Consider the following 21,691-nt stretch of genomic DNA (forward strand, 5'->3'; position numbering starts at 1 on the left):
GCCCCCATCTGTGGATCGTAGGTCAGGCGTCAGCGAACGGTCAGGACGTCGGCCACGACGCCTCGATCGCGTCGAGCACGGCGGTGTCCGACTTGTCGCTCGCGATCCACTCGGTCATCTCGGTCCAGAACGACCCTGCTCCCACGGCGGCGGGCATCATGTCCGAGCCGTCGAAACGGAACACGTAGCTGTCGTCGGTCAGCAGACCGTACGAGAGCTGGTCGATCGGGGACTGCAGGAGGCTCTTGTCGAGCTCCTTGTTGGCGCTGATCCAACCCTGCGGGGTCGCGGTCGCCTTGGCGTTCGACCACTCGGGGCTCGTGAGGAACGCCTGGAAGGCCTGGACCTCGGGACGGTCCGCGAACGAGACGACGAACTCGCCACCGCCGAGGACCGGCTTGGCCTCGGTGTCGTTGCCCGGGAAGTAGAACGCGAAGACGTCGCCGTCCTCCGCGACCGTGGTGCCCTCGGGCCAGTTGGCCTGGTAGAACGACGCCTGGCGGTGCATGTAGCAGAGGCCGTCCAGGATGGGCAGGCCACCCTCGGTGAACTCGGTCGTCGCGATCGACGAGACGTCGCCGATGCCACCGTTGACGTACTCGTCGTTCTTGAGCACCGTACCGACCGTGGCCAGGGCGTCGGCGATCTGCGGGTCGTTGAACGGGATCTCGTGGTTGACCCACTGGTCGTAGACCTCGGGTCCGGCCGTGCGGAGGACGACGTCCTCCATCCAGTCGGTCGCGGGCCAGCCCGTGGCCTCGCCCGAGCCGATGCCGGCGCACCAGGGCTTGATCTCGCCGTCCGGGTTGTCCGCGACGATCTGGTCGGAGAGGTCGATGAGCTCGTCCCAGGTGGTCGGGATCTCGTAGCCGGCATCCTCGAACATGGCCGGGGAGTACCAGACGAAGGACTTCACGTTGGCGCCGAGCGGGGTCGCGTAGAGCGTCCCGTCGACCGTGCCGTAGTCGCGCCACGACTCGGTGTAGAACTCGTCGACGTTGGCCGACGCGGCGTCCCCGACGGGGAGGATCGCATCCGGGTAGTCCTGGACGAGGCTCTTGAGGAAGCCCGGCTGGGGGATGTAGGCGATGTCCGGCGCGCTGCCGGACTGGATGCGGATGGGCAGCTGCGCCTCGAACTCCTTGGAGCCCTCGTACTTGATGGTGGCGCCCGTGCAGTCCTCGAACGGCTTGTAGGACTCCTGCTGCTGCTCGGCCTCGGTGTCGACGATCGTCGTGTAGACCGAGACCGTCTTGCCCGAGAGGTCGCCGTACTCCTCGTACGCCGCACAGTCCGCGGTAGCGGCCTCGGTGTCTCCGGCGTCTCCTCCGTCACCGCTGCTGCTGCAGGCGGTGAGCACGATGGCGAGGCTGGCTCCACCGGCGACGGCCGCGAGTGCGCGGCGCTTGATGGACAGGGTGCTTCTTGCCATGACTTTTCCTCCACAACGTTGTGGTGCTGACATCGCGGTCGGCCCGCAGGTGTCGCAGTCACGTCGACCACGACGCGACTGCCCCACTGCTCATGCAAGCGTTTACATCCCGGTTGCGCAAGCACAAGCAGGGGTCACTTCAGTAACGATTCCGTTACTCATGACGCCTCGCAACCGCCCAGAGTGGTCGCGCTCCCACAACCGTGACCTGCGAAAGCCCGGAACGCGGCGGAACCGGGGTCAGCGAGGGCTAGCGGTCGAGGTCCGTCGGACCAGGTGCGTCGGGTACGTCAGGCTCTCCGGGACGGGCGCGCCGTTGATCATCTCCATGAGCAGCATCGAGGCGTCGGCACCCTGCTGGTACGCGTCCTGCCCGATCGTCGTGAGCCCGACCAGCTCACCCAGGTCGTGCCCCGCGACCCCGATGACCGACAGGTCTCCGGGCACGTCCAGCCCCAGGTCACGAGCCGCGAGGATCGCGCCCATCGCCATCTCGTCCGAGGCCGCGAAGATCGCCGTGACGTCGGGTCGGCGGCGCAGCAGCTCCGTGGTCGACGTACGGCCGCCCTCGACGTCGAACCCCCCGTTGGCTACGAGGTCGGCCGAGACCTCCAGGCCCGCGGCGACCAGCGCGCGCTCGTAGCCCGTCGAGCGCTCGACGGGCGGCGACCACGACGAGACCAGGTCCGGCATACCGGTGACGTGCCCGACGACCCGGTGCCCCAGGTCGATCAGGTGCCGGGTCGCGAGCGAGCCCGTGCGGACGTCGTCGAGCCGGACCGTGACCTGGTCCGCGGGGCCGGAGCCGACGAACGCGAGCGGGGTGCCCAGGTCGACGAGCGAGCGGACCTCGGCGTCGTCGAGCGGGAGCCCCACGACCAGGGTCCCGTCGACCCGCCGCTGCAGCACCGTGGGGTCGACCTTGCGGCGCGGCCGGTCCTCGCCCACCTCGAACGTGTAGAGCAGCACGTCGTAGCCCACCGAGCGCAGCGCGCGCTCGGCGCCCTCGATCACGTTGGCGAAGAACCACCGGCTGACCCACGGGGTGATCACACCGATCGTCCGCGTCCGGCCCGTCGCGAGCGAGGCCGCCGACGGCGACGGCACGTACCCCAGCTCCTCGGCCACGGCCCGGACCCGTGCGCGCGTCGCCGCCGAGACGTTCGGCAGCCCGCGCAGCGCTCGCGAGACGGTCGCCGTCGAGACCCCGGCCGCCTGCGCTACCTCGTCGATTCCTGCCACGAGGAGCGATTCTCCCCCGCGCGGGGGCCAGAAGCGATTCGCGCCCGGCATGCGCCCACCCCGCAGGCGTCGTCCGCCGCTACCGGGGCGAGGCGCACCTCACCCCACGACCACCGCGCGACGACAGGCCGCCGTCACCCGGGAGTTGCACCCCGCCTGCCCTCCCGTGACACCCTGGGAGCAGGTCGGAGAGCCCCGCGGAACCCCGCATCGGCCCCGGCACACCCGAGCACGCACCGAGAGGAACACCATGATCGAGCTGAGGACCCCCCGCGAGATCGAGCAGATGCGCCCGGCCGGCCGCTTCGTCGCGGACGTCCTCACGCAGGTCGGCGCCGCCGCGAAGGTCGGCGTCAACCTCCTCGAGCTCGACGCCCTGGCCCACCGGATGATCAAGGAGCGGGGCGCCGAGTCGTGCTACATCGACTACCACCCCTCGTTCGGGGCGAGCCCGTTCGGCAAGGTCATCTGCACCTCGGTCAACGACGCGGTCCTGCACGGCCTGCCGTTCGACTACCGCCTCCAGGACGGCGACCTGCTGAGCCTCGACTTCGCGGCCTCGGTCGACGGCTGGGTCTCCGACAGCGCGGTGTCGTTCGTCGTCGGGAACCCGCGCGGGGGCGACCGCGGTGCCGCCGACCGCAAGCTCATCGAGGCGACGCAGGACGCGCTCGCCGCGGGCATCGCGGCCGCGCAGCCGGGCAACAAGATCGGCGACATCTCGGCCGCGATCGCGGCCGTCGGGCACGGCGCCGGCTACCGCATCAACACCGACTTCGGCGGGCACGGCGTGGGCCGCACCATGCACGGCGACCCGCACGTGCCCAACGACGGCCGCAAGGGCCGCGGGTTCCCGCTCAAGCCGGGCCTCGTGATCGCGATCGAGCCGTGGTTCCTCGAGACGACCGACGAGATCTTCACCGACCCCGACGGCTGGACGCTGCGCAGCGCCGACGGCTCGCGCGGCGCGCACTCGGAGCACACCGTCGCGATCACCGAGGACGGACCGCTCGTCCTGACGGCGCGCGACTGACGCCTCGACCCGGGGCCGCGAGGTAGAGGGCCGACGTTGAGGTAGAGGGCTCCGGCCCTCTACCTCGACGGGTCCCCTCTACCTCGCCGGGTCCCCTCCACCTCGCGGCCGGGGAGAGGGCCTCACCCCACGGGCGCGGCGGCCTCGAGCAGCTTCATGAACTCGCGCATCCAGGCGGGGTGGTCGGGCCAGGCGCGCCCCGTGACCAGGTTGCCGTCGACGACGCCGGCCCCGTCCTCGAAGATCCCGCCGCCCGCCTCGACGTCGAGCCGCAGCTCCGGGTAGGCCGACGACGTCCTCCCCTCGAGCACCCCCGCCGCCGCGAGCAGCATGGGTCCGTGGCAGATCGCCGCGACCGGTGCCCCCGCGGCGAAGAAGTGCTGGACGATCCGCTGCGCGTCGGGGTCGTTCCGGATGTACTCCGGGGCGCGACCGCCCGGCACCACGAGCGCGACGTACTCCGACGGGTCCACGTCGGCGAACGCGACGTCGGCCGCGAGCGTGTGGCCGAGCTTCTCGGTGTACGTGTCGAACCCGTCGACGAAGTCGTGCACGACGAGCTGGACCTTGCGCTTCGAGGGCGCCGCGACGTCGACCTCGTAGCCTGCCTCCAGCAGCCGCTGGTAGGGGTAGAAGACCTCCAGGGTCTCGCCGCCGTCACCGGTCAGGAGGATCACCTTGGGAGCCATGCCGCACCTCCGTGCATGTCACCGCGCTGCGCTGCGCGAGAGCGTCCGGCGGCGTCGGCGCCTCCGGTCCCCCCAGCGTGCGCCGGGGCGTCGGCGCGGAGCAAGGGCGGTTCGCACCAGGTGAGAATCGCGTGCCCGACGCCGCCGCGCACCTCCGCGCCGGGCGTCGCTATGCTCGCCCCATGACCGCAACGTCGCGGCGAGCCGCCTCCCCGTCCCGAGCTGGTGCGCGTGCGCGGCGAGGCGGCCCGGCACCGGTCGACGAGGCGGACGTCCGCCTCATGGGAGCTGGTGCGGGACCTGCGGTGCAGGGCCGCGGCACCGGGCACGGCACGGCGCCGGACGCTGCCCGTGACGGCGCCGGCGGCCTGCGGTCTGCCGACCGCGTGCTGCAGATCCTCGCTCTCGTGGGTGCCGCGCCCCAGGGCGTCACGGCTCGCGACGTCGGCGCAGCGCTGGAGGTCTCGTCAGCGACCGCCTACCGGCTCCTCGGGACGCTGCGGTCGCACGGGTATCTCGTCCGCCGACCCGACGCGACCTACGCGCTCGGGAGGTCGGTCGAGGTGCTCGGCTCGGCGCTCCGACGACAGATCCTGCCGACGCCGCAGGTCGTCGAGGTCCTCGACGCCCTCCACACGGGGACCGACGCCCCCGCCTACCTCACGCTGTTCCGGGACGAGCAGATCGTGGTCGCGCACATCAGCGAGTCCCCGCGCCGGCCCCGCATCCGCGAGCTGCACGTGGGATTCGCCGAGGCCGCGCACACGACCGCGTTCGGCAAGCTCCTGCTCGCGGGCATGAGCACCGCCGAGCTCGATGCCTACGTCGCGGGCCACGGGCTCGACGCCGTGACCCGGCGCAGCGTGACCGGCTCCCGCCGGCTCCGCGAGGAGCTCGACGAGGTCCGGGCCCAGCAGCTCGCGGTGGAGGTCGAGGAGTACATGCCACGGCTCGCGTGCGTCGCCGCTCCCGTGCAGGTGGGCGGCGCGACGGTCGGGGCCGTGTCGGTGTCGGTCAGCGCGATCGACTTCGCGGTGCGGGGCGGGGCGCTCGAGCGGGCGGTCCGTCGTGGCGCCTGGCACGTGGGTCGGCGGCTCACGGCGGTCTGAGCCGGGTCGCGCGCGGCCCACGCCGCGACGTAGAGGGTTCGGGTCGAGGTAGAGGCCTCTGGCCCTCTACCTCGACGCCGGGCCTCTACCTCGCGGACAGCCCGCGAGCCCTCAGACCAGGCTCCGCAGCACCGCGACCGCACCGGCCTCGTCGATGCTGCCCGTGACCTCGTCGGCCGCTTCCTTGACCTCGGGGTCGGCGTGGCCCATGGCCACCCCGCGACCGGCCCAGCGCAGCATGTCGATGTCGTTGCTGCCGTCACCCACGGCCACGGTCGCGCCCGGAGCGACCCCCAGCAGACCGCGCACGCGCTCGAGCGCGCTCGCCTTGGTCACGCCCAGCGGCGCGATGTCCATCCACGCCGACCAGCCGACCGCGTACGTCACGTCGCTCAGCCCGAGCGACCGCGCGAGCTCGCTGAACTCCTCGCTCGTCGAGCCCGGGCTGCGCACCACGACACGCGTGACCTCGCCCGACCACAGCTCCTCGAAGTCCACGACCCGGTGCACGCCGTCGAGCTCGCCGTGCGGGAAGAGGTCGTTCATGCGGAAGCCGACGCCCACGTCCTCGACCGCGAAGAGCGCGTCGGGCAGCTCGTCGCGCAGGAGCCGCAGCGCGCCCTCGGGGTTGAACGTGATGACCTCGTCGACCACGTAGCCCGTGGGCGACGCGTCGTCGAAACGAGCCGTCACGGAACCGTTCGAGCACACCATGTACCCCTCGGCGAGGCCGAGGCGCTCGGCGACGGGCAGGACCGCGATGAGCGAGCGTCCCGACGAGAGCATCACGTGGTGCCCGGCCGCACGCACGGCCGCGACGGCCTCGACGACGCCGTCGCTCAGGACGTCGTCGTGGCTCAGGATGGTCCCGTCGATGTCGAGCGCGACGAGCAGCGGGCCCTCCCCCGGGCGGGCCGGGTTCGCGGTCGGGGCCGCGTCAGGACCGGTGGTCCGACCCGGGTGCGGCGCCGCGGCACCGTCACCAGGAGCACGGTCCGTGCCCGACGGCGCCACCTCGCCCGGGCGCGATGGCTCGCCTGCGGACGCCGCGCCGTCGGGCCGGGTGGTGCTGGTGACGTCCAAGCCCTCCTGCGGACCCGTCACTCCGTGACCTTCGAGGAGCCCTTCGACGAACCCCCCGAGGAGGCCGACGGCGCGACCGGCTCGAGGACCTCGAGCCCGCCCAGGTAGGGCCGCAGGCCCTCCGGGACGCGGACCGAGCCGTCGGGCTGCTGGTGGTTCTCGAGGATCGCGACGATCCAGCGCGTCGTGCCCAGCGTGCCGTTGAGCGTGGCGACCGTGCGGGTCTCCGTCTTGCCGTCCACCTCGACGCGCTCGCGCACGCCCAGGCGGCGGGCCTGGAACGTGGTGCAGTTCGAGGTCGACGTCAGCTCGAGGTAGCGCTCCTGCGTGGGCAGCCAGGCCTCGCAGTCGAACTTGCGGGCAGCGCTCGACCCCAGGTCGCCCGCGGCCGTGTCGATCACGCGGTACGGCAGCTCGCACTTGCGCAGCATGGCCTCCTCCCAGCCCAGGAGGCGCTGGTGCTCGGCCTCGGCGTCCGCCGGGTCGATGTAGCTGAACATCTCGACCTTGTGGAACTGGTGCACGCGGATGATGCCGCGCGTGTCCTTGCCGTACGAGCCGGCCTCGCGGCGGTAGCACGCGCTCCAGCCCGCGTAGCGCTTGGGGCCGTCCGACAGGTCGAGGATCTCGCCCGAGTGGTAGCCCGCGAGCGCGACCTCGCTCGTGCCGACCAGGTACAGGTCGTCGGCCTCGAGACGGTAGATCTCGTCCGCGTGGGCGCCCAGGAAGCCCGTGCCCTGCATGATCTCGGGACGCACGAGCGTGGGCGTGATGACGGGCGTGAAGCCCTCCTGGAACGCCTGGTCCATCGCGGCGTTGAGCAGCGCGAGCTCGAGGCGCGCCCCGATGCCCGTGAGGTAGTAGAATCGCGCGCCCGACACCTTGGCTCCGCGCTCGGTGTCGATCGCGCGCAGGCCCTCGCCCAGCTCGAGGTGGTCGCGGGGCGTGAAGCCCTCGGCCGCGAAGTCGCGGATGGTGCCCTCCTCGCGGAGCACGACGTAGTCGTCCTCGCCGCCCGGAGGGGCCCCCTCGATCACGTTGGAGATCTTGTAGAGGACGTCCTTGAGCTGCGCCTCGGCGTCGTCGGCGTCCTTCTGGCGGGCCTTGACGCCCTCGGCGAGCTGCTTGGTGTGCGCGAGCAGGGCGGTCTTCTCCTCGCCCTGCGCCTGGGCGACCTTCTTGCCCAGGGACTTCTGCTCGGCGCGCATCTGCTCGAAGTCCGTCAGCGCGCTGCGACGGCGGGAGTCGGCGTCGAGCGCCTGGTCCACGAGGGCGGGGTCGTCGCCGCGAGCCACCTGGCTGGCGCGGACGACGTCGGGGTTGTCGCGCAGAAGTCGAAGATCGATCACCACTAGAGGGTATCCAACGTGCGGGAGGGCGCGGCACGGGGCCCGCCGACGGCACCTCCTGCGGGCAGGCCGTTCACCCCCGGCGGCCCAGCGGGATCACGAGCGGCGTCCCCGTGACCGGGTCGTCGATGATCGTGCACCGCAGCCCGAACACCTCCTCGACGAGCTCGGCCGTCACGATCTCCCCGGGCGCCCCCTGCGCGACCACTGCGCCGTCCTTCATCGCGACCAGGTGCGTCGCGTAGCGGCAGGCGTGGTTGAGGTCGTGCAGCACCGCGACGAGCGTGCGCCCCTCGCGGTTGAGGTCGCCGAACAGCTCGAGCAGCTCGATCTGGTGGGCGATGTCGAGGAACGTCGTGGGCTCGTCGAGCAGCAACAGCTCGGTCTCCTGCGCGAGCACCATGGACACCCACACGCGCTGGCGCTGCCCGCCCGACAGCTCGTCGACGGGCCGTGCCGACAACGGCGTGACCTGCGTGGCCGCGAGCGCCCGCACGACGGCGTCCTCGTCGCCGCGCGACCACTGCCGCAGGAGCTTCTGGTGGGGGTAGCGGCCGCGCGCCACGAGGTCCGCGACCGTGATGCCGTCGGGCGCGATCGACGTCTGGGGCAGGAGCCCGAGCCGGCGCGCGACCTCCTTGGCCTTGTACGACGTGATGGCCTTGCCGTCGAGCACGACCTGTCCCGCGCTCGGGGTGAGCAGCCGCGACAGCGCGCGCAGCAGCGTCGACTTGCCGCACGCGTTGGGCCCGACGATCACGGTGAAGGACCGGTCGGGGATCGCGACGTCGAGCCCCTGGGACACGATGCGCTCGTGGTAGCCGATGCTGAGGCCCTCGGCGCGCAGCCGGGGCTCGCCCGGGGCCGCGGGGGCGGCCTGCGGAGCGGCTCCCTGCCCGACGGCGGGGCTCGCCGCGGGCGCGTCGGCCTCGGCCGGGGTCGTGGTCACCGGGTGCGTCGTGGCGGTCATCGCCGTCTCCTCGGGAGGGGTGGGGCTGGTCGGGGGTGCGTCGGCGGCCGGTGCGGTCGGGCTCGTGCGGGTCGCGGGCCCGCGGGTCGCGGGTCGGGTCCAGGTGCTCACTGTCGCCTCGCCTCCCGGGCCAGCAGCCACACGAGGTAGCAGCCGCCGATGCTCACGGTCACGACGCCGACGGGCAGCTGGGTGGGTGCGAAGGCCCGCTGGGCGACCAGGTCGCTCGCGGCGAGCAGCGCCGCGCCCATGGCGGCCGAGGACGCGAGGCCGACGGTCGCGCCGCGCGTGAGACGGCGCGCGAGCTGGGGGGCCGCGAGCGAGATGAACGCGATCGGGCCGGCCGCCGCCGTGACGAGCGCGGTCAGCGCGACCCCCACGACGACGAGCGAGAGCCGCGTGCGCTCGGAGCGGACCCCGAGGGCCTGCGCGGCGTCGTCGCCCATCTCGAGGACGTTCATGCGTCGCCCCAGGAGGAACAGCGGGGGCACGAGGATCGCGAGGATCAGCACGACCGGCAGGACCTGGGTCCACGACAGCCCGTTGAGGCTGCCCGCTCCCCAGGTCGCGGCGGCCATGGCGCGCGAGAGCTCGGCCTTGAGGATGAGCCACGTGTTGACCGAGGCGAGCATCGCGCTGATCGCAATGCCCACGATGATGAGCCGGAAGCCCTGCACGCCGTTCTTGTACGCGAGCAGGTAGACGATGCCCGCGGTCGCGAGCCCGCCGATCATGGCCCCGGCCGCGACCGCGCCGTACGAGCCGCCGAGGACCAGGATCACGACGAGCGCACCGGTGTAGGCGCCCGTGTTGAACCCGATGATGTCGGGGCTGCCGAGGGGGTTGCGGGTCAGCGACTGGAAGATCGCGCCGCTCATCCCCAGGGCGCCGCCCAGCAGGATCGCGAGCAGGACGCGTGGCAGCCGCCACTCGACGACGACCATGCGGACCACGTCCGAGGCCTCGCCCGTCAGGGCGCGCAGCACGTCGGGGACCGCCACGGCGTAGTCGCCCACGCCGAGCGCCACGACGCCGACCGCCGCGGCGAGCAGCACCAGCACGAGCGTCACGACGGCGGCGCGCACGTCGAGGCGCGCGGAGAACCGTCCTCGGCGCGAGCGCAGGACGCGGGTCGGCCGACCGAAGTCGAGCCGTTCGGCCTGAGCGCGGTCGGTGACCGGGGCCGGGGTCTGCACAGGAGCCGTCACAGCCCGCTCACCTGCCTGCGTCGCACGAGCCAGATGAGGACCGGGGCGCCGACGAACGCCGTGACGATGCCGACCTGCAGCTCGGCGGGCCGCAGGACCAGGCGCGCTGCGACGTCGGACACCAGGAGAAGGACGGGCGACAGGACGAGCGTGTAGGACAGGATCCACCGCTGGTCCGGGCCGACGATCCAGCGTGCGACGTGCGGGACCATGAGCCCCACGAACCCGATGGGGCCCGCGGCCGCCGTCGCGGCGCCGCACAGGAGCGTCACGGCGATCACGACGATCGTGCGGGTCCGGTTGATGTGGGCGCCGAGCGACCGGGCCAGGTCGTCGCCCAGCGCGACCGCGTTGAGCGGGCGCGCCGCGACGACCGCGAGCACGACGCCCACGAGGATGAACGGCGTGACCGTCCCGACCATCTCCCACGAGCGGTTGCTGAGGGTGCCCGCCCCCCAGTAGCGCATCTTGTCGAACACCTGCGGGTTGAGCAGCGTGATACCCGACGAGATCCCGCCCAGCACCGCCCCGATCGAGATGCCGGCGAGCGTGAGCCGGACGGGCGTCGCGCCCCCGCGCCCGAGCGAGCCGATGAGGTACACGACGACCGTCGTGACGATCGCCCCCAGGAACGCGAACCAGATGTACTGCTGGATGTTGACGACGCCGAACGTCGCGACCCCGATCACGACCGCGAAGCCCGCGCCCGCGTTGACGCCCAGGATGCCGGGGTCGGCGAGCGGGTTGCGGGTCAGGGCCTGGATGAGCGCGCCCGAGAGGCCGAGCGCGACCCCGACCAGGAGGCCGAGGGCCGTGCGGGGCAAGCGCAGGTCGCGCAGGATGACCACGTCGTTCGGGTCGGCGCCGGGGGCTCCGACGAGCGCCGACCACACCGAGGCCAGCGGGATCGTCTTGGAGCCCACGGCGAGGCTCACGAAGAGCATCAGGACCAGGACGCCGACGGCGACGAGCAGCCACGCGGTCCGCGAGGCGTTGGTCGCGGCGAGACCGGGCGCCCTGTCCGCGGTCGGGGCCTGCGCGGGGGCGGCCGGACCACCCCCGGCGGTCGCGTCGTGCGACGCGCCGCTCGGGGCCGCCCCCGCGGGGGCACGTTCGGTCGTCGTCATCTCACAGCCCCAACGACTCGAGCTTGTCGAAGTACGCGTCGGTGATCTCTTCCTCGTCGCGCTCCTCGTCGGCCCACAGGGAGTCGATCCACGCCTTGACGCTCGGGTCGAGGTTCTCCCAGCGCTCCTCCCACTCCTCGGCCTTCGCGGTCCAGTACCCGATGGTCTTGTAGGCCGTGACGGGCAGCCCGCGCTCGTGGCGCAGGTACTTGCGGACGGCACGCAGCACCTTGGTCTCCCCTGCGAACCAGACGTACCCGACGCCGTCGGGCAGCTCGATGCTCCGCAGGATCTCCTCGAGCCGGCACGGCCCGTGGCCGTTGCCGCCGTAGACCCACGCGATCTCGACGTCGGGGTTCACGGGGAAGGACTGGCGGTGGCCCGCGTCGGGCACCTCGACGACCACGCGCGTGCGCACGCCCGCCGGGGCCTGCTCGATCAGGCGCCCGACCGCGGGCAGGCCCGTCGCGTCCGCGAGGAGGATCTGCCACGCGAGGTCCGCGGGCGGGTCGTACAGCCCGTGGGGCGTGTTGAGCCCGACGACGTCGCCCGGCCTCGCCTGCCGGGCCCAGGTCGCGGCGACCCCGCCCTCGTGCACGACGAAGTCGATCACGACCTGGCCGGGCTCGGGCACGGCCCGGACCGTGTAGGTCCGCATGGGTGAGGGCTCGACGCCCTCGGGGTAGTCCCACGACGTCTCGGTCGCGAAGGGCAGGACGGGCTCGGTCTCGCCCGGGGTGGGCAGGAAGACGCGCAGGTACTCGTCTCCCACGCCCGTCGACTCGAAGTCGGCGAGGCCCTCGCCACCCAGCGTGACCCGGATCATGCCGGGGGTCAGGCGCTCGACCGCCACGACCTCGGCCCGGTGGATGCGCATCACGGCAGCAGCGCCTTCTCGACGACCTCGAGGAACGCGTACTGGCCGCTGGGCGACCCGTAGACCATCTCGAGGTCGTGGACCGCGACGTGCTGGTTCGTGACGAACGGCAGGGCGGCCCACAGACCGTTGCCCGCGAGCTCGGCGAACGGGTCGTCGAGCTCGCCCGTCTTCTCGTCCGGCGCGGTCGAGGTGAAGGCCCAGTCGATGCCCGCGAGCTGCTCGAGCTGCTCGGTGCCGAGCGTGGTGCCCTCCTCGGGCTCGACGAGCGGCGAGATCTTCAGACCCAGGTCGTTGAAGACCAGGCAGGGCGTGCCGTAGCAGGACACGATGATCTCGCCGTCGCCGTAGCCGACCGGCGCGACGACCGGGTCGATGCCGGCCTCCGCGAGGCGGGCCTTCACGTCGTCGACCTTGGCCTGGTACTTCGCGGTCCAGGCGTCGTGCTCCTCGACCTTGTCGAACGCCTCCGCGACCTCGGCGAAGCTCTCGCGCCAGTCACGGCCGTCGAACCCGTTGAAGCTGTACGTCGGGGCGATGTCGGGAAGCTTGGTCACGAGCTCGTCGTCGTAGCCCAGGCCGTTGAGGATCACGTCGGGCTGGGCGGCGAGGATCTCCTCGTAGTTGTACTCGGGGAAGTTCTCGAACGTCTTGATGCCCTCGAGCGCCTCCTGGTCGAAGAACGACGGGAAGGTCGTGTACCCCTGCGAGCGGATGGGCTGCGACCCGGCGAGCGGGATGCCCAGCGTGATGAGCATGTCGAGGTCGGTCGTGTACACACCGAGCGCGGCCTGCGGGTCTGCCGGGATCGTGGTCTCGCCGAACGCGCTCTGGACCGTGCGGGTGCCGGCCTCCTTCGTGTCGGCGCCGCTCGTGCCGCCGCCGTCCCCGGCGTCGGTGCCCGACGCGCACGCGCCCAGGAGCAGGGCGAGCGTGGCGGCCGAGGCGGTCGCGAGCAGGGTGGACCGGCGGGTGGTGCGTGTGGTCATGGGACTTCCTGGTTCGGGTGGCCGCGAGGTCGCGGCGTGGGACGGAGCCGTCGTGGGAGCCCGCGGTCGCGGGCGTCGATCGGCCGTGGGGCAGCAGGGTCGTGGCGCTGGGCGCCCGCGGCCCCGGGTCAGAGCAGGTGCGCGGCCTCGCGCAGGTCCTCGGCGAAGACCTGGGCCGTCAGGGCGAGCCCGAAGTTGCGGTCGTAGCGGAGCTCGGCCACGCGCCCCGCCTGGACGGCGGGCACGGCCAGCCACGCGGGGTTGGACGCCGCGGGGTCGTCGGGGTTCTGGAGGATGATCAGGTCGGCGCCGCGGAAGACGTCGAGGTTCTCGAACGAGAAGCGCTGGACCGAGCCGTTGCTCTGCCCGGCGGCCGGGAGCACGAGGTCCATGCCGACGTCGCGGGCGATGCCCGAGCAGTAGCTGTCGGGCTCCTGGATCCAGAAGCCCTCCTCGTCGGCTCCCGCGATGACGACCTTGCGGCCGGTCACGAGCGGGGCGATCTCGGCGGCGACGTCCGCGACCGTGGCGTCGTAGGCGTCGATCGCCTCGGTCGCCTGCTGCTCGCGGCCGAACGCGGCGAGCTGGCGCCGCAGCGAGGCCTTCCAGTCAGGGTCGTCGTCACCCACGACCAGGACGGGAGCGATGCCCTCGGCCAGCAGCTCGTTCTCCTGGTAGTACGTCCACCACCCCGCACCGACCACGAGCATGTCGGGCGAGTGGGACAGGATCGACTCGGCGTTGGGCTCGATGTTGGAGCCGCCCAGGTGCTCGACGCCCTGCGGCAGGTGCGCCATGAGGTGGCTCTCGTCGGACCACTCGGTCGCCACGATCGGCAGCCCGGCGAGGATCGCGAACTCGAGCCCGGCCCGGGCCTCCAGGACGACGACGCGCTCGGGGTGCAGGGGCAGGTCCGTGCGGTAGCCGTCGTGCTCGAACGGCATGGTCTCGCCGCCGGCAGGGGTTCCCGCCGCCTGGCCCGACCCGTCGCCGCACGCGGCGAGGAGCCCCGCGACCGTGAGCGTCCCGGCGCCGATCAGGAAGTCGCGGCGCGTGATCGCCGCGACGACCCGTTGCCACCGGTCGTCGCCGACCGGGATGGACGAAGCGTCCGCAGGGGTGTCGGGGCGGGCGGTCAGGACGAGGGTCACGAGGTCTCCCGGTCGGACGACGGCGACACGACGATCCCCGTCAGAGGCAGTTAGGTATCCCTACCCTAACCACGTCGGGAGCACAGAAGCTGGCCGATCGTCGCTGCCAGAGGCCAGGGGATGTTCCGCATCGGCCTTGACCGACGCGACGTACCAGCCCGGGGTGTGGCCGAGGACCCGCCGGAAGGACTGCACGAACGCGCTCGGCGTCCGGTACCCCACCCGGCGGCTCACGGTCCCCACGGGCATTCCGCCCGCGAGCAGGCCGATCGCGACCCGGACCCGCGCGTGGATGCGCCACTGCGCGAACGTCATGCCCGTCTCGCGATGGAACAGCCGCGAGAAGTTGCGCACGCTCACCGACACCTCGCGCGCCCACGCCTCGAGCGAGCGCGTGTCTGCCGGGTCGTCGAGCAGCCGTCGGGCGACCGACTCGAGGCGCGCGTCCGAGGGCATGGGCAGCACCATGGGCGTGACGTCCACGGGAGACAGGAGGTCGACGACGACACGCTCGCTGCGCCGTCGGGCCGCGGGGTCCATGCCGTGCCTGAACAGATGGACCATGAGCTCGCGCGCCGCCGGAGGGACCGAGACCGCCGTGGTGCGGTGCGCGCGGTCGAGGACCGCGACGAACGTGTCCTCCGCGGAGGCGGCAGCGCCGGGCGGGCCGGGCCGTTCGCCGGGTCGCCCGTCCGGCTGACTGGAGGCCCGCTCGGCCGACGGCGCCGACAGGTCCGCGTCGACGTAGGTGCAGTAGAACCCCGTGCCGCCCGCGGTCTGGACCGCGTGCGCGACGCCCGCCGGGATCCACAGCCCGATCGTCGGCGGGACCGCGAAGAAGCCGTGCTCGGTCTCGACCGTGAGCACGCCCTGCGTGCCCCACAGCAGCTCGTGGAACGCGTGCACGTGCACGGGCCACAGGCCCGGGGTGCTGGGCGGGAAGTGGGACGTCGAGACCGACCGGACCTCGCGGGCCGCGGCCACGATCGCGGCGTCCTCGGCGTGCTGCTGCGCACGCTGGGCGTCAGCGGGGCGGGCGCCGTCGGGCATGGCGATCGCGACGAACGGGACGGAGGGAGGCGCCTGGCCGATGAGCGACATGATCCGGCAGGCTATCCCACATCGGCTCAGGAAGGTAAGCATTACCTTAGCAAGCATGCCTCCCCGTCTCCGCCGTCCTGCACGCCCGGACCGGCGACCACGCCCCGCCCGCGGGACCGGCGTCGCCGTGCCGACGACCGTCGGCGGAGTCTTCCGCCTCGTGCTCGCCGGCAACCGGCGCTGGCTCCTGCTGACCCTGGGCGCGGGCGGCTTCATGGTCCACCAGGTCGCCGAGGCCCTCGTGCCCGTGCTGATCGGCGTGGTCGTGGACCGCGCGATCGTGCCGCGAGACGGCTCCGCGCTCGGCCTGTGGCTCGGTGTGCTCGCCGCGGTCTTCGTCGTCCTGACCATGGCGTGGCGGATCGGCATGCGCTCGACCGTGCGCGCCTTCTCGTTCGCGGCGCACGACCTGCGCCAGCTCACGGTCGCGCGCGTGCTGGACCCGCTCGGCATGGCGCGGCAGCGCGCCGCGGGCGAGACCCTGACCATCGCGTCCTCCGACACCAACCGCGTCGCAGGGATCTCGTGGCTCGTCACGGGTCAGCTCGGCGCACTCGCCGCGATCGGCACGACCGCCGTGAGCCTCCTGCTCGTCTCGGTGCCGCTCGGGATCGCGGTCCTCGTCGCGACGCCCGTGATGCTGCTCGTGATGCACCGGCTCTCGGTGCCGCTCGAGGCCCGCAGCGAGACCGAGCAGGAGACCGCGGCGCGCGCCGGGGGGCTCGCGACCGACCTCGTCACGGGCCTGCGCGTCCTCAAGGGCCTGGGTGCCGAGGAGGCCGCGGCCGACCGCTACCGGCGCGCGAGCCGCGACTCCCTCGCGGCCGCGCTGCGCGCGGTGCGCTCCCGGGCCGCGTACCAGGCCGTGAGCACCGTGCTCTCGGTCGTCTTCCTCGCGGCGGTCGCGTTCTTCGCGGGCCGCATGGCGCTCGCCGGGCAGATCACCGTGGGTGAGCTCGTCGCGGTCGTGGGCCTCGCGCAGTTCGTCCAGGAACCCATGTCCCGGACGGGCTTCCTGGGGGTCGAGCTCGCGCAGAAGCGCGCCTCGGCGCGGCGTCTGCTGCTCCTGCTCGGCGAACCGACCGTCCACAGCCCGGTGGACGGGGCGGCGAGCGCCGCGCACGCGGGCACCCGCGACGGCGGGGCCGCGACCGTGACGATCGCGGGCGTCTTCGGCGGGTCCGTCGTGCCTCGCGTCACGGCCCGGGCGGGCCAGGTCGTGGGAGTCGTCGTGCCCGACGGCGGCGACGCGGCCCGGCTCGTCGACGTCCTCGGGTGCCGCGCCCCCGCCCCGCCCGGAGCCGTCGCCGTGAACGGTACCGACCTCGCCACCCTCGATCCCTCGGCCGGGCGTGCGCTCGTGTTCGCGGCCCGGCACGACGCGTCGTTGTTCAGCACGAGCGTGCGCGAGAACCTCGCGGCCGACGGGCCGCTCGACGACCGGGCGATCGACGCCTCGGGGACCGGCGAGGTGCTCGGGCACCTCGCCGAGGGGCTCGACACGCCGCTGGTCGGCCGCGGCCAGCACCTGTCCGGCGGGCAGCGCCAACGTCTGGTCCTGGGGCGTGCGCTGCACCGGCCCGAACCCGTGCTCGTCCTGCACGACCCCACGACCGCGGTCGACACCGTGACCGAGGCCAGGATCGCCGCCGCGCTGCGCGGCTTCCCGGAGCGCGCGCTCGTGCTCGTGACCTCGAGCCCGACGCTCCTGGCCGTGTGCGACGAGGTCGTCACGGCGGTCGCGGTCGTGGCGACCCCTGCCGGCACCGACCGCGAGCTGGTCGCCTCGTGAGCGCCGACGTCGTGACCGCCGCCTCCGACGGGCCGGTCGTTCCCACGGCCCCCGCCGTCCCGGCGCGGACCATCCTGCCCGTCGCCACGACCGCCGCGACCAACGCCGCGCTGTGGCGCATGCTCACGAGGCGCCGGTGGCTCTTCGCCGGGACCGTCGCGGTGCTGCTGGCCGGCTCGGTCGCGGGCCTCGCCACTCCGGCCCTGCTCGGGGTCATGGTCAACGTCGTCGTCGAGGGCGGCCGGACGTCGGAGCTCGTGCGGTTCGGCCTGCTGCTCCTCGGAGCAGGTGTGCTGAGCGCGGTGCTCGGCTACCTGGGACAGACCCTGCTCGCCCGGATCTGCGAGGGCGCGCTCGCCGACCTGCGCGAGGACGTCCTCGCGAGCGCGCTCGACCTGCCGCTCGAGCAGGTCGAGCGGGCAGGCGTCGGCGACGTCGTCGCGCGCGTCTCGGGGGACGTCGACGCCGTGAGCGAGGCGATCTCGGGCGTCCTGCCCGCCGTCACGTCCGCCGTGTTCACGATCGCCCTGACGCTCGTGGGGCTCGGGGCCCTCGACTGGCGCTTCGCGCTCGCCGCGGTGGCCGCCGCTCCCCTGCAGGTCGTGTCGCTGCGCTGGTTCCTGCGCCGCTCGGGACCCGTCTACCGCGAGGTCCGGGTCGCCGAGGCCCAGCGCACCGAGCAGGTCATCGAGACGGTCGCGGGGGCCACGACCGTCACGACCCTGGGGCACGGCGAGCGGCACGAGGACCTCGTGGCGCAGTCCTCGATCCGGGCCATCGACCTGTCGCTGACCGGGATCGCGCTCCTCACCCGGTTCTACAACCGGCTCAACATCGCCGAGCTCATCGGGCTCGGGGCCGTGCTCGCGGTCGGGTTCTGGCTCGTCTCGGGGAACGCCGTGACCGTGGGCGCCGCGACGGCCGCGGCGCTGTACTTCCACCGGCTGTTCGGGCCCATCGGGATGGTCCTGGGCGAGTTCGACGAGATCCAGAAGGCGGGGGCCGGGCTCGCACGGCTCGTGGGCGTGACGACCGCGACCACGTGGCCGGTCGAGGGGGGCGGACCCTCCGACCCGGCCGATCAGCTCTCCGCCCAGGGCGACCGTCCCGCGAGCGCCGCCGACGTGCCGGGGCCACGCTCCGCCGTCGTGCTCCGGGACGTGACCTTCGCCTACTCCCCCGGGCGCGACGTCCTCACGGGCGTCGACCTCGAGGTCGCGGAGGGCGAGCACGTCGCGCTCGTCGGGGCGTCCGGGGCCGGCAAGACGTCGGTCGCGAAGCTCGCGATGGGCATCCACCGCCCGACGCGCGGCGCCGTGCAGGTCCTGGGCGCGACGCCGGGGCGACGCCGTCGGGCCGCCGCCGACGAGGGGCTGCCCGCCCCCCGGCCGGACGCGGCCATGGTGAGCCAGGAGGTCCACGTCTTCAGCGGGACCCTCGCCGAGGACCTGCGGCTCGCCGCGCCCCGCGCGAGCGACGCCGAGCTGCACGCGGCCCTCGACGCGGTCGAGGCGCGCTGGGTCGCCGACCTGCCCGAGGGCCTCGCGACCGCGGTGGGTGCGGGCGGCCTCGACCTCTCGCCGGACCGCGCGCAGCAGCTCGCGCTCGCTCGGATACTGCTCCTGGACCCCGCGGTCGTGGTGCTCGACGAGGCCACGGCCGAGGTCGGGACCGACGGCGCCGCGACGCTCGACCGGGCGGCCCGGGCCGCGCTGGCGGGGCGGACCGCGGTCGTGATCGCGCACCGGCTGAGCCAGGCCGCGGCAGCCGACCGGGTCGTCGTCATGGATGCCGGGCGGGTCGTCGAGTCGGGGACGCACGACGACCTGCGCGCGGCCGGCGGGCAGTACGCGCGGCTGTGGGCCGCGTGGGAACGGGGATCGGGCGAGCGCTGAGCCGGACGGGCCGCGACGGTCGGGTACGTCACCTTCGGCGGGCACGACCGTCGCCCCCGGCATCCCGAGCGCTACCGTGTCCGACATGGGTTGGGAAATGTGGTTGGGAGTCGCGGCGGTCGCCATCTCCGCCGTCGCGCTCACGGTCGCGATGACCGTCTGGTCGCAGCAGCGACGCCGACGACGCCTCGACCCTCCCGTCGTCCCCGCCGACGCACCCTCCGACGACACCGGCCAGCTCATCGCGTTCGTCGCCAACCCGTCCAAGCCCGCGGCCGCGAACCTCGAGCGCACGGTCCGCCAGGTGTGCGCCGAGGCCGACCTCCCCGACCCGCTGTGGTTCGAGACCACGATCGAGGACCCGGGTGTGGGACAGACCCGCGAGGCCCTCGCGCGCGGCGCCGACATCGTGGTGGCGGTCGGCGGCGACGGGACCGTCCGGGCCGTCGCCGAGGCCATGGTCGGCACGGGCACACCCATGGGCCTCATCCCCATCGGCACGGGCAACCTGCTCGCGCGCAACCTCGACCTGCCCATCACCGACCCGGACGAGGCGCTGCGCATCGTCGTCGCGGGCGCGGACCGCGTGATCGACGTCGGCTGGGCGCGCGTCCTGGAGTACGCGGAGCCCGACGGCGGCGCGCGCGGCCCCGCGCGGACCGGCGCCACGGGCGCGGACGCGGCAGGTGCGGACGCCACGGGAGACGAGGACGCCGGCACGGCCGCCGGCTCTGACCCCGAGGACATCTCGGCCGCCTCGGTCGAGCAGCCCGAGGGCACGCTCGCGGCCCGGGACACCGAGACCGCGCACATCTTCCTCGTGATCGCGGGGCTCGGGTTCGACGCCGCGATGGTCGCGGACGCCGACGCGACCCTCAAGGCCAAGGTGGGCTGGGTCGCGTACTTCGTCGCGGGGATCCGGCACCTGCACGGCCGGCGCCTGCGCGCCCAGATCCAGCTCGACGACGCGCCGCCCGTCCAGGCCAAGCTGCGCACCCTCATGGTCGGCAACTGCGGCAAGCTGCCCGGCGGCATCACGCTGCTGCCCGACGCGGTGCTCGACGACGGCATCCTCGACATCGCCGCGATCGACACCCGGGGCGGGGTCGTGGGCTGGGCCCAGCTCTTCGGCGACGTCGTCATGCAGGGGTTCGGCGTGACCAACGACCTGCCCGCGAAGATCGGCCGGATCGACCACGCGCGCGCCAAGCGCGTGCGCGTCCGGGTCGAGGGCGGCGAGCAGGCGCAGGTCGACGGTGACCTCCTGGGCCGTGCCGTCGAGCTCGAGGCCTGGGTCGAGCCGGGCGGGCTGGTCGTGCGCACGGCCTGACCGGCAGGCATCATTCGACCTGACGCCCGAACTTCACCACCGAGGAGCACCCCCTAGATGACCGCACCGCAGGACGCTTCTCCGCACCGTGGCCTGGCGCCGTCGACCCGGACCCTGATCAGCCTGGCCGCTGCCGTGATCGTCCTCGCGGGGGTGTACTTCGCGCGCGGGCTGTTCGGACCGCTCGCTCTCGCGGCCGTCGTCGTGATCATCGTGCAGCCGGTCCGCGGTCCGCTCGAGCGCCGCGGCTGGCCACGATGGGCCGCGACGACCGGGATGATCGTCGTCGCCTACCTGATCCTCGGAGCGCTCGCCGCGCTCCTCGCGTTCGCCGGGGTCCAGTTCGCGAACCTCGTGAGCCAGTACCTCGACGACCTCGCCAAGACCGTCGACCAGGTCACGGCGTGGCTCGAGTCGTTCGGCGTCGAGGGGCAGGTCGCGGACGCGGTGTCGTCGTGGCTCGACCCGAGCACCATCGCGGGCCTCGCGGCCACGGTGGGCGGTACGGCCATGACCGTGCTCACCGCCTTCTTCTTCGTGCTCGCGTACGTGATCTTCATGGCCGCGGACGCCGGGCGCTACCAGGACGCGGGCGCCCGCTTCGGGGTGACGCGCCCCGCGACGCTCGCCCGGATCACGGCGTACAACTCCGGGGTGCGTCGCTACTTCGTCGTCAACGCCTCGTTCGGTGCGGTCGTGGCCGTGATCGACGGCGTGGCCCTGTGGTGGATGGGGGTCCCCGCGCCCGCGGTCTGGGCCATCCTCGCGTTCGTCACCAACTTCATCCCGAACATCGGGTTCGTGCTCGGCGTGGTCCCTCCCACGGTCATGGCGCTCGTCGTGGGCGGCTGGCCGCTCGCGCTCGGGGTGGTCGCGGTCTACTGCGTGGTCAACGTGGTCCTGCAGGTGCTCGTGCAGCCCAAGTTCGTGGCCGACGCCGTGAACCTGAGCCTCACGCTGAGCTTCTTCTCGGTCGTCTTCTGGACCCTCGTGATCGGCCCGCTCGGCGCGATCCTCGCGATCCCGCTCACGCTCCTCACCCGGGCGCTGATCATCGAGGGGGACCCTGACTCGGGCTGGTTGCGCTACCTGTCGGGCGACACGTCGGGGGCGCCGCCCGCCGAGCCGGCACCGGCGAGGGCCAAGGCTCCGGAGGAGGCATCGGCGGCCTCCACGAGAGCGCTGGCGGTCGAGGCGAGCACCGGCGCGGCCCCGGACGGTCCCGACGGCGACGAGCCGGACCGCCCGACCACCTGAGCCACTTCCGTCCCTGCTGCGCCGACCTCGTGGAGGATCTGTGGCCGCGCAGCCCGG

Annotated in this window: 18 protein-coding genes; 6 read left to right on the top strand and 12 right to left on the bottom strand. The window is 73.3% G+C overall.

Annotation, left to right across the window (positions count from 1 at the left end; translation table 11 throughout):
* Nucleotides 1-40 precede the first annotated feature (40 nt).
* Both ACFWFR_RS03580 and ACFWFR_RS03585 read right to left on the bottom strand, forming a co-directional pair.
* On the bottom strand, nucleotides 41-1,432 hold the full coding sequence (locus ACFWFR_RS03580; protein WP_377618649.1) for an ABC transporter substrate-binding protein: 1,392 nt from the start codon (nucleotides 1,430-1,432) through the stop codon (nucleotides 41-43).
* Nucleotides 1,433-1,672: 240 nt separating this feature from the next.
* Nucleotides 1,673-2,674 carry a LacI family DNA-binding transcriptional regulator gene (locus ACFWFR_RS03585; RefSeq protein ID WP_377621245.1) on the bottom strand — a complete coding sequence of 334 codons (1,002 nt, stop codon included), beginning with the start codon at nucleotides 2,672-2,674 and terminating at the stop codon, nucleotides 1,673-1,675.
* 250 nt (nucleotides 2,675-2,924) lie between these two features.
* On the opposite strand from ACFWFR_RS03585, the gene map reads away from it, so the two are divergent.
* Complete coding sequence (gene map / locus ACFWFR_RS03590; RefSeq protein WP_191801067.1) at nucleotides 2,925-3,707, top strand: type I methionyl aminopeptidase; 783 nt, start codon at nucleotides 2,925-2,927, stop codon at nucleotides 3,705-3,707.
* A gap of 122 nt (nucleotides 3,708-3,829) precedes the next feature.
* On the opposite strand, the gene ACFWFR_RS03595 is transcribed toward map, so the two are convergent.
* Complete coding sequence (locus tag ACFWFR_RS03595; protein ID WP_377621247.1) at nucleotides 3,830-4,396, bottom strand: DJ-1/PfpI family protein; 567 nt, start codon at nucleotides 4,394-4,396, stop codon at nucleotides 3,830-3,832.
* 182 nt (nucleotides 4,397-4,578) lie between these two features.
* Here ACFWFR_RS03595 and ACFWFR_RS03600 point away from each other — a divergent pair, with 182 nt between their 5' ends.
* Nucleotides 4,579-5,505: an IclR family transcriptional regulator gene (locus tag ACFWFR_RS03600; protein ID WP_377621249.1), complete on the top strand. Its 927-nt coding sequence runs from the start codon at nucleotides 4,579-4,581 to the stop codon at nucleotides 5,503-5,505.
* Nucleotides 5,506-5,616: 111 nt separating this feature from the next.
* Here the strand turns inward: ACFWFR_RS03600 and ACFWFR_RS03605 are convergent, their stop codons facing one another.
* The 9 genes from ACFWFR_RS03605 to ACFWFR_RS03645 form a co-directional block, all read right to left on the bottom strand.
* Nucleotides 5,617-6,399 carry an HAD family hydrolase gene (locus tag ACFWFR_RS03605; protein ID WP_191801169.1) on the bottom strand — a complete coding sequence of 261 codons (783 nt, stop codon included), beginning with the start codon at nucleotides 6,397-6,399 and terminating at the stop codon, nucleotides 5,617-5,619.
* A 206-nt stretch (nucleotides 6,400-6,605) separates the two neighbouring features.
* Nucleotides 6,606-7,937, bottom strand: coding sequence for a serine--tRNA ligase (gene serS, locus ACFWFR_RS03610; protein WP_377621251.1), 1,332 nt, complete (start codon nucleotides 7,935-7,937; stop codon nucleotides 6,606-6,608).
* A 73-nt stretch (nucleotides 7,938-8,010) separates the two neighbouring features.
* Entirely contained in the window at nucleotides 8,011-8,907 is an 897-nt protein-coding gene (locus ACFWFR_RS03615) for an ABC transporter ATP-binding protein (RefSeq protein ID WP_377621254.1), read from the bottom strand.
* 107 nt (nucleotides 8,908-9,014) lie between these two features.
* A complete protein-coding gene (locus ACFWFR_RS03620; protein WP_377621256.1) occupies nucleotides 9,015-10,115 on the bottom strand; it encodes a FecCD family ABC transporter permease in 1,101 nt (366 codons plus the stop codon).
* Nucleotides 10,112-11,242 (bottom strand): iron chelate uptake ABC transporter family permease subunit, encoded by a 1,131-nt coding sequence (locus tag ACFWFR_RS03625; protein ID WP_377621258.1) that lies wholly within the window; start codon nucleotides 11,240-11,242, stop codon nucleotides 10,112-10,114. Before ACFWFR_RS03625 ends, ACFWFR_RS03620 begins: the two co-directional genes overlap by 4 nt.
* A gap of 1 nt (nucleotide 11,243) precedes the next feature.
* A complete protein-coding gene (locus tag ACFWFR_RS03630) occupies nucleotides 11,244-12,119 on the bottom strand; it encodes a siderophore-interacting protein (RefSeq protein ID WP_377621277.1) in 876 nt (291 codons plus the stop codon).
* Nucleotides 12,119-13,108, bottom strand: coding sequence for an ABC transporter substrate-binding protein (locus ACFWFR_RS03635; RefSeq protein WP_377621260.1), 990 nt, complete (start codon nucleotides 13,106-13,108; stop codon nucleotides 12,119-12,121). The genes ACFWFR_RS03630 and ACFWFR_RS03635 overlap by 1 nt, the downstream gene beginning before the upstream one ends.
* 128 nt (nucleotides 13,109-13,236) lie before the next feature.
* A complete protein-coding gene (locus ACFWFR_RS03640; RefSeq protein WP_377621261.1) occupies nucleotides 13,237-14,259 on the bottom strand; it encodes an ABC transporter substrate-binding protein in 1,023 nt (340 codons plus the stop codon).
* Between the two features lie 60 nt (nucleotides 14,260-14,319).
* Nucleotides 14,320-15,360, bottom strand: a complete 1,041-nt coding sequence (locus ACFWFR_RS03645; protein WP_377621263.1) for a helix-turn-helix domain-containing protein — start codon at nucleotides 15,358-15,360, stop codon at nucleotides 14,320-14,322.
* 55 nt (nucleotides 15,361-15,415) lie between these two features.
* Here ACFWFR_RS03645 and ACFWFR_RS03650 point away from each other — a divergent pair, with 55 nt between their 5' ends.
* The 4 genes from ACFWFR_RS03650 to ACFWFR_RS03665 all read left to right on the top strand — a co-directional run bounded on the left by ACFWFR_RS03650 (nucleotide 15,416) and on the right by ACFWFR_RS03665 (nucleotide 21,634).
* Nucleotides 15,416-17,152 carry an ABC transporter transmembrane domain-containing protein gene (locus tag ACFWFR_RS03650; RefSeq protein WP_377621265.1) on the top strand — a complete coding sequence of 579 codons (1,737 nt, stop codon included), beginning with the start codon at nucleotides 15,416-15,418 and terminating at the stop codon, nucleotides 17,150-17,152.
* Nucleotides 17,149-19,047 (top strand): ABC transporter ATP-binding protein, encoded by a 1,899-nt coding sequence (locus tag ACFWFR_RS03655; RefSeq protein WP_377621267.1) that lies wholly within the window; start codon nucleotides 17,149-17,151, stop codon nucleotides 19,045-19,047. The genes ACFWFR_RS03650 and ACFWFR_RS03655 overlap by 4 nt, the downstream gene beginning before the upstream one ends.
* An 85-nt stretch (nucleotides 19,048-19,132) precedes the next feature.
* The gene (locus ACFWFR_RS03660; protein ID WP_377621268.1) at nucleotides 19,133-20,377 is read left to right on the top strand and encodes a diacylglycerol/lipid kinase family protein; all 1,245 of its coding nucleotides are present in this window, start codon (nucleotides 19,133-19,135) and stop codon (nucleotides 20,375-20,377) included.
* 57 nt (nucleotides 20,378-20,434) lie between these two features.
* Complete coding sequence (locus ACFWFR_RS03665; protein ID WP_377621269.1) at nucleotides 20,435-21,634, top strand: AI-2E family transporter; 1,200 nt, start codon at nucleotides 20,435-20,437, stop codon at nucleotides 21,632-21,634.
* Nucleotides 21,635-21,691 lie beyond the last annotated feature (57 nt).

The sequence above is a fragment of the Oerskovia sp. NPDC060287 genome (assembly GCF_042726775.1).
GTDB classification, from domain to species: domain Bacteria; phylum Actinomycetota; class Actinomycetes; order Actinomycetales; family Cellulomonadaceae; genus Oerskovia; species Oerskovia merdavium.

Excerpts from the sequence above, each read along its gene's own strand:
- ACFWFR_RS03595 (WP_377621247.1), bottom strand. The coding sequence starts at position 4,396 with ATGGCTCCCAAGGTGATCCTCCTGACCGGTGACGGCGGCGAGACCCTG.
- ACFWFR_RS03580 (WP_377618649.1), bottom strand. The coding sequence starts at position 1,432 with ATGGCAAGAAGCACCCTGTCCATCAAGCGCCGCGCACTCGCGGCCGTC.
- ACFWFR_RS03660 (WP_377621268.1), top strand. The coding sequence starts at position 19,133 with ATGGGTTGGGAAATGTGGTTGGGAGTCGCGGCGGTCGCCATCTCCGCC.
- map (WP_191801067.1), top strand. The coding sequence starts at position 2,925 with ATGATCGAGCTGAGGACCCCCCGCGAGATCGAGCAGATGCGCCCGGCC.
- ACFWFR_RS03630 (WP_377621277.1), bottom strand. The coding sequence starts at position 12,119 with ATGCGCATCCACCGGGCCGAGGTCGTGGCGGTCGAGCGCCTGACCCCC.
- ACFWFR_RS03600 (WP_377621249.1), top strand. The coding sequence starts at position 4,579 with ATGACCGCAACGTCGCGGCGAGCCGCCTCCCCGTCCCGAGCTGGTGCG.
- ACFWFR_RS03650 (WP_377621265.1), top strand. The coding sequence starts at position 15,416 with ATGCCTCCCCGTCTCCGCCGTCCTGCACGCCCGGACCGGCGACCACGC.
- ACFWFR_RS03645 (WP_377621263.1), bottom strand. The coding sequence starts at position 15,360 with ATGTCGCTCATCGGCCAGGCGCCTCCCTCCGTCCCGTTCGTCGCGATC.
- ACFWFR_RS03615 (WP_377621254.1), bottom strand. The coding sequence starts at position 8,907 with ATGACCGCCACGACGCACCCGGTGACCACGACCCCGGCCGAGGCCGAC.
- ACFWFR_RS03665 (WP_377621269.1), top strand. The coding sequence starts at position 20,435 with ATGACCGCACCGCAGGACGCTTCTCCGCACCGTGGCCTGGCGCCGTCG.
- ACFWFR_RS03635 (WP_377621260.1), bottom strand. The coding sequence starts at position 13,108 with ATGACCACACGCACCACCCGCCGGTCCACCCTGCTCGCGACCGCCTCG.
- ACFWFR_RS03625 (WP_377621258.1), bottom strand. The coding sequence starts at position 11,242 with ATGACGACGACCGAACGTGCCCCCGCGGGGGCGGCCCCGAGCGGCGCG.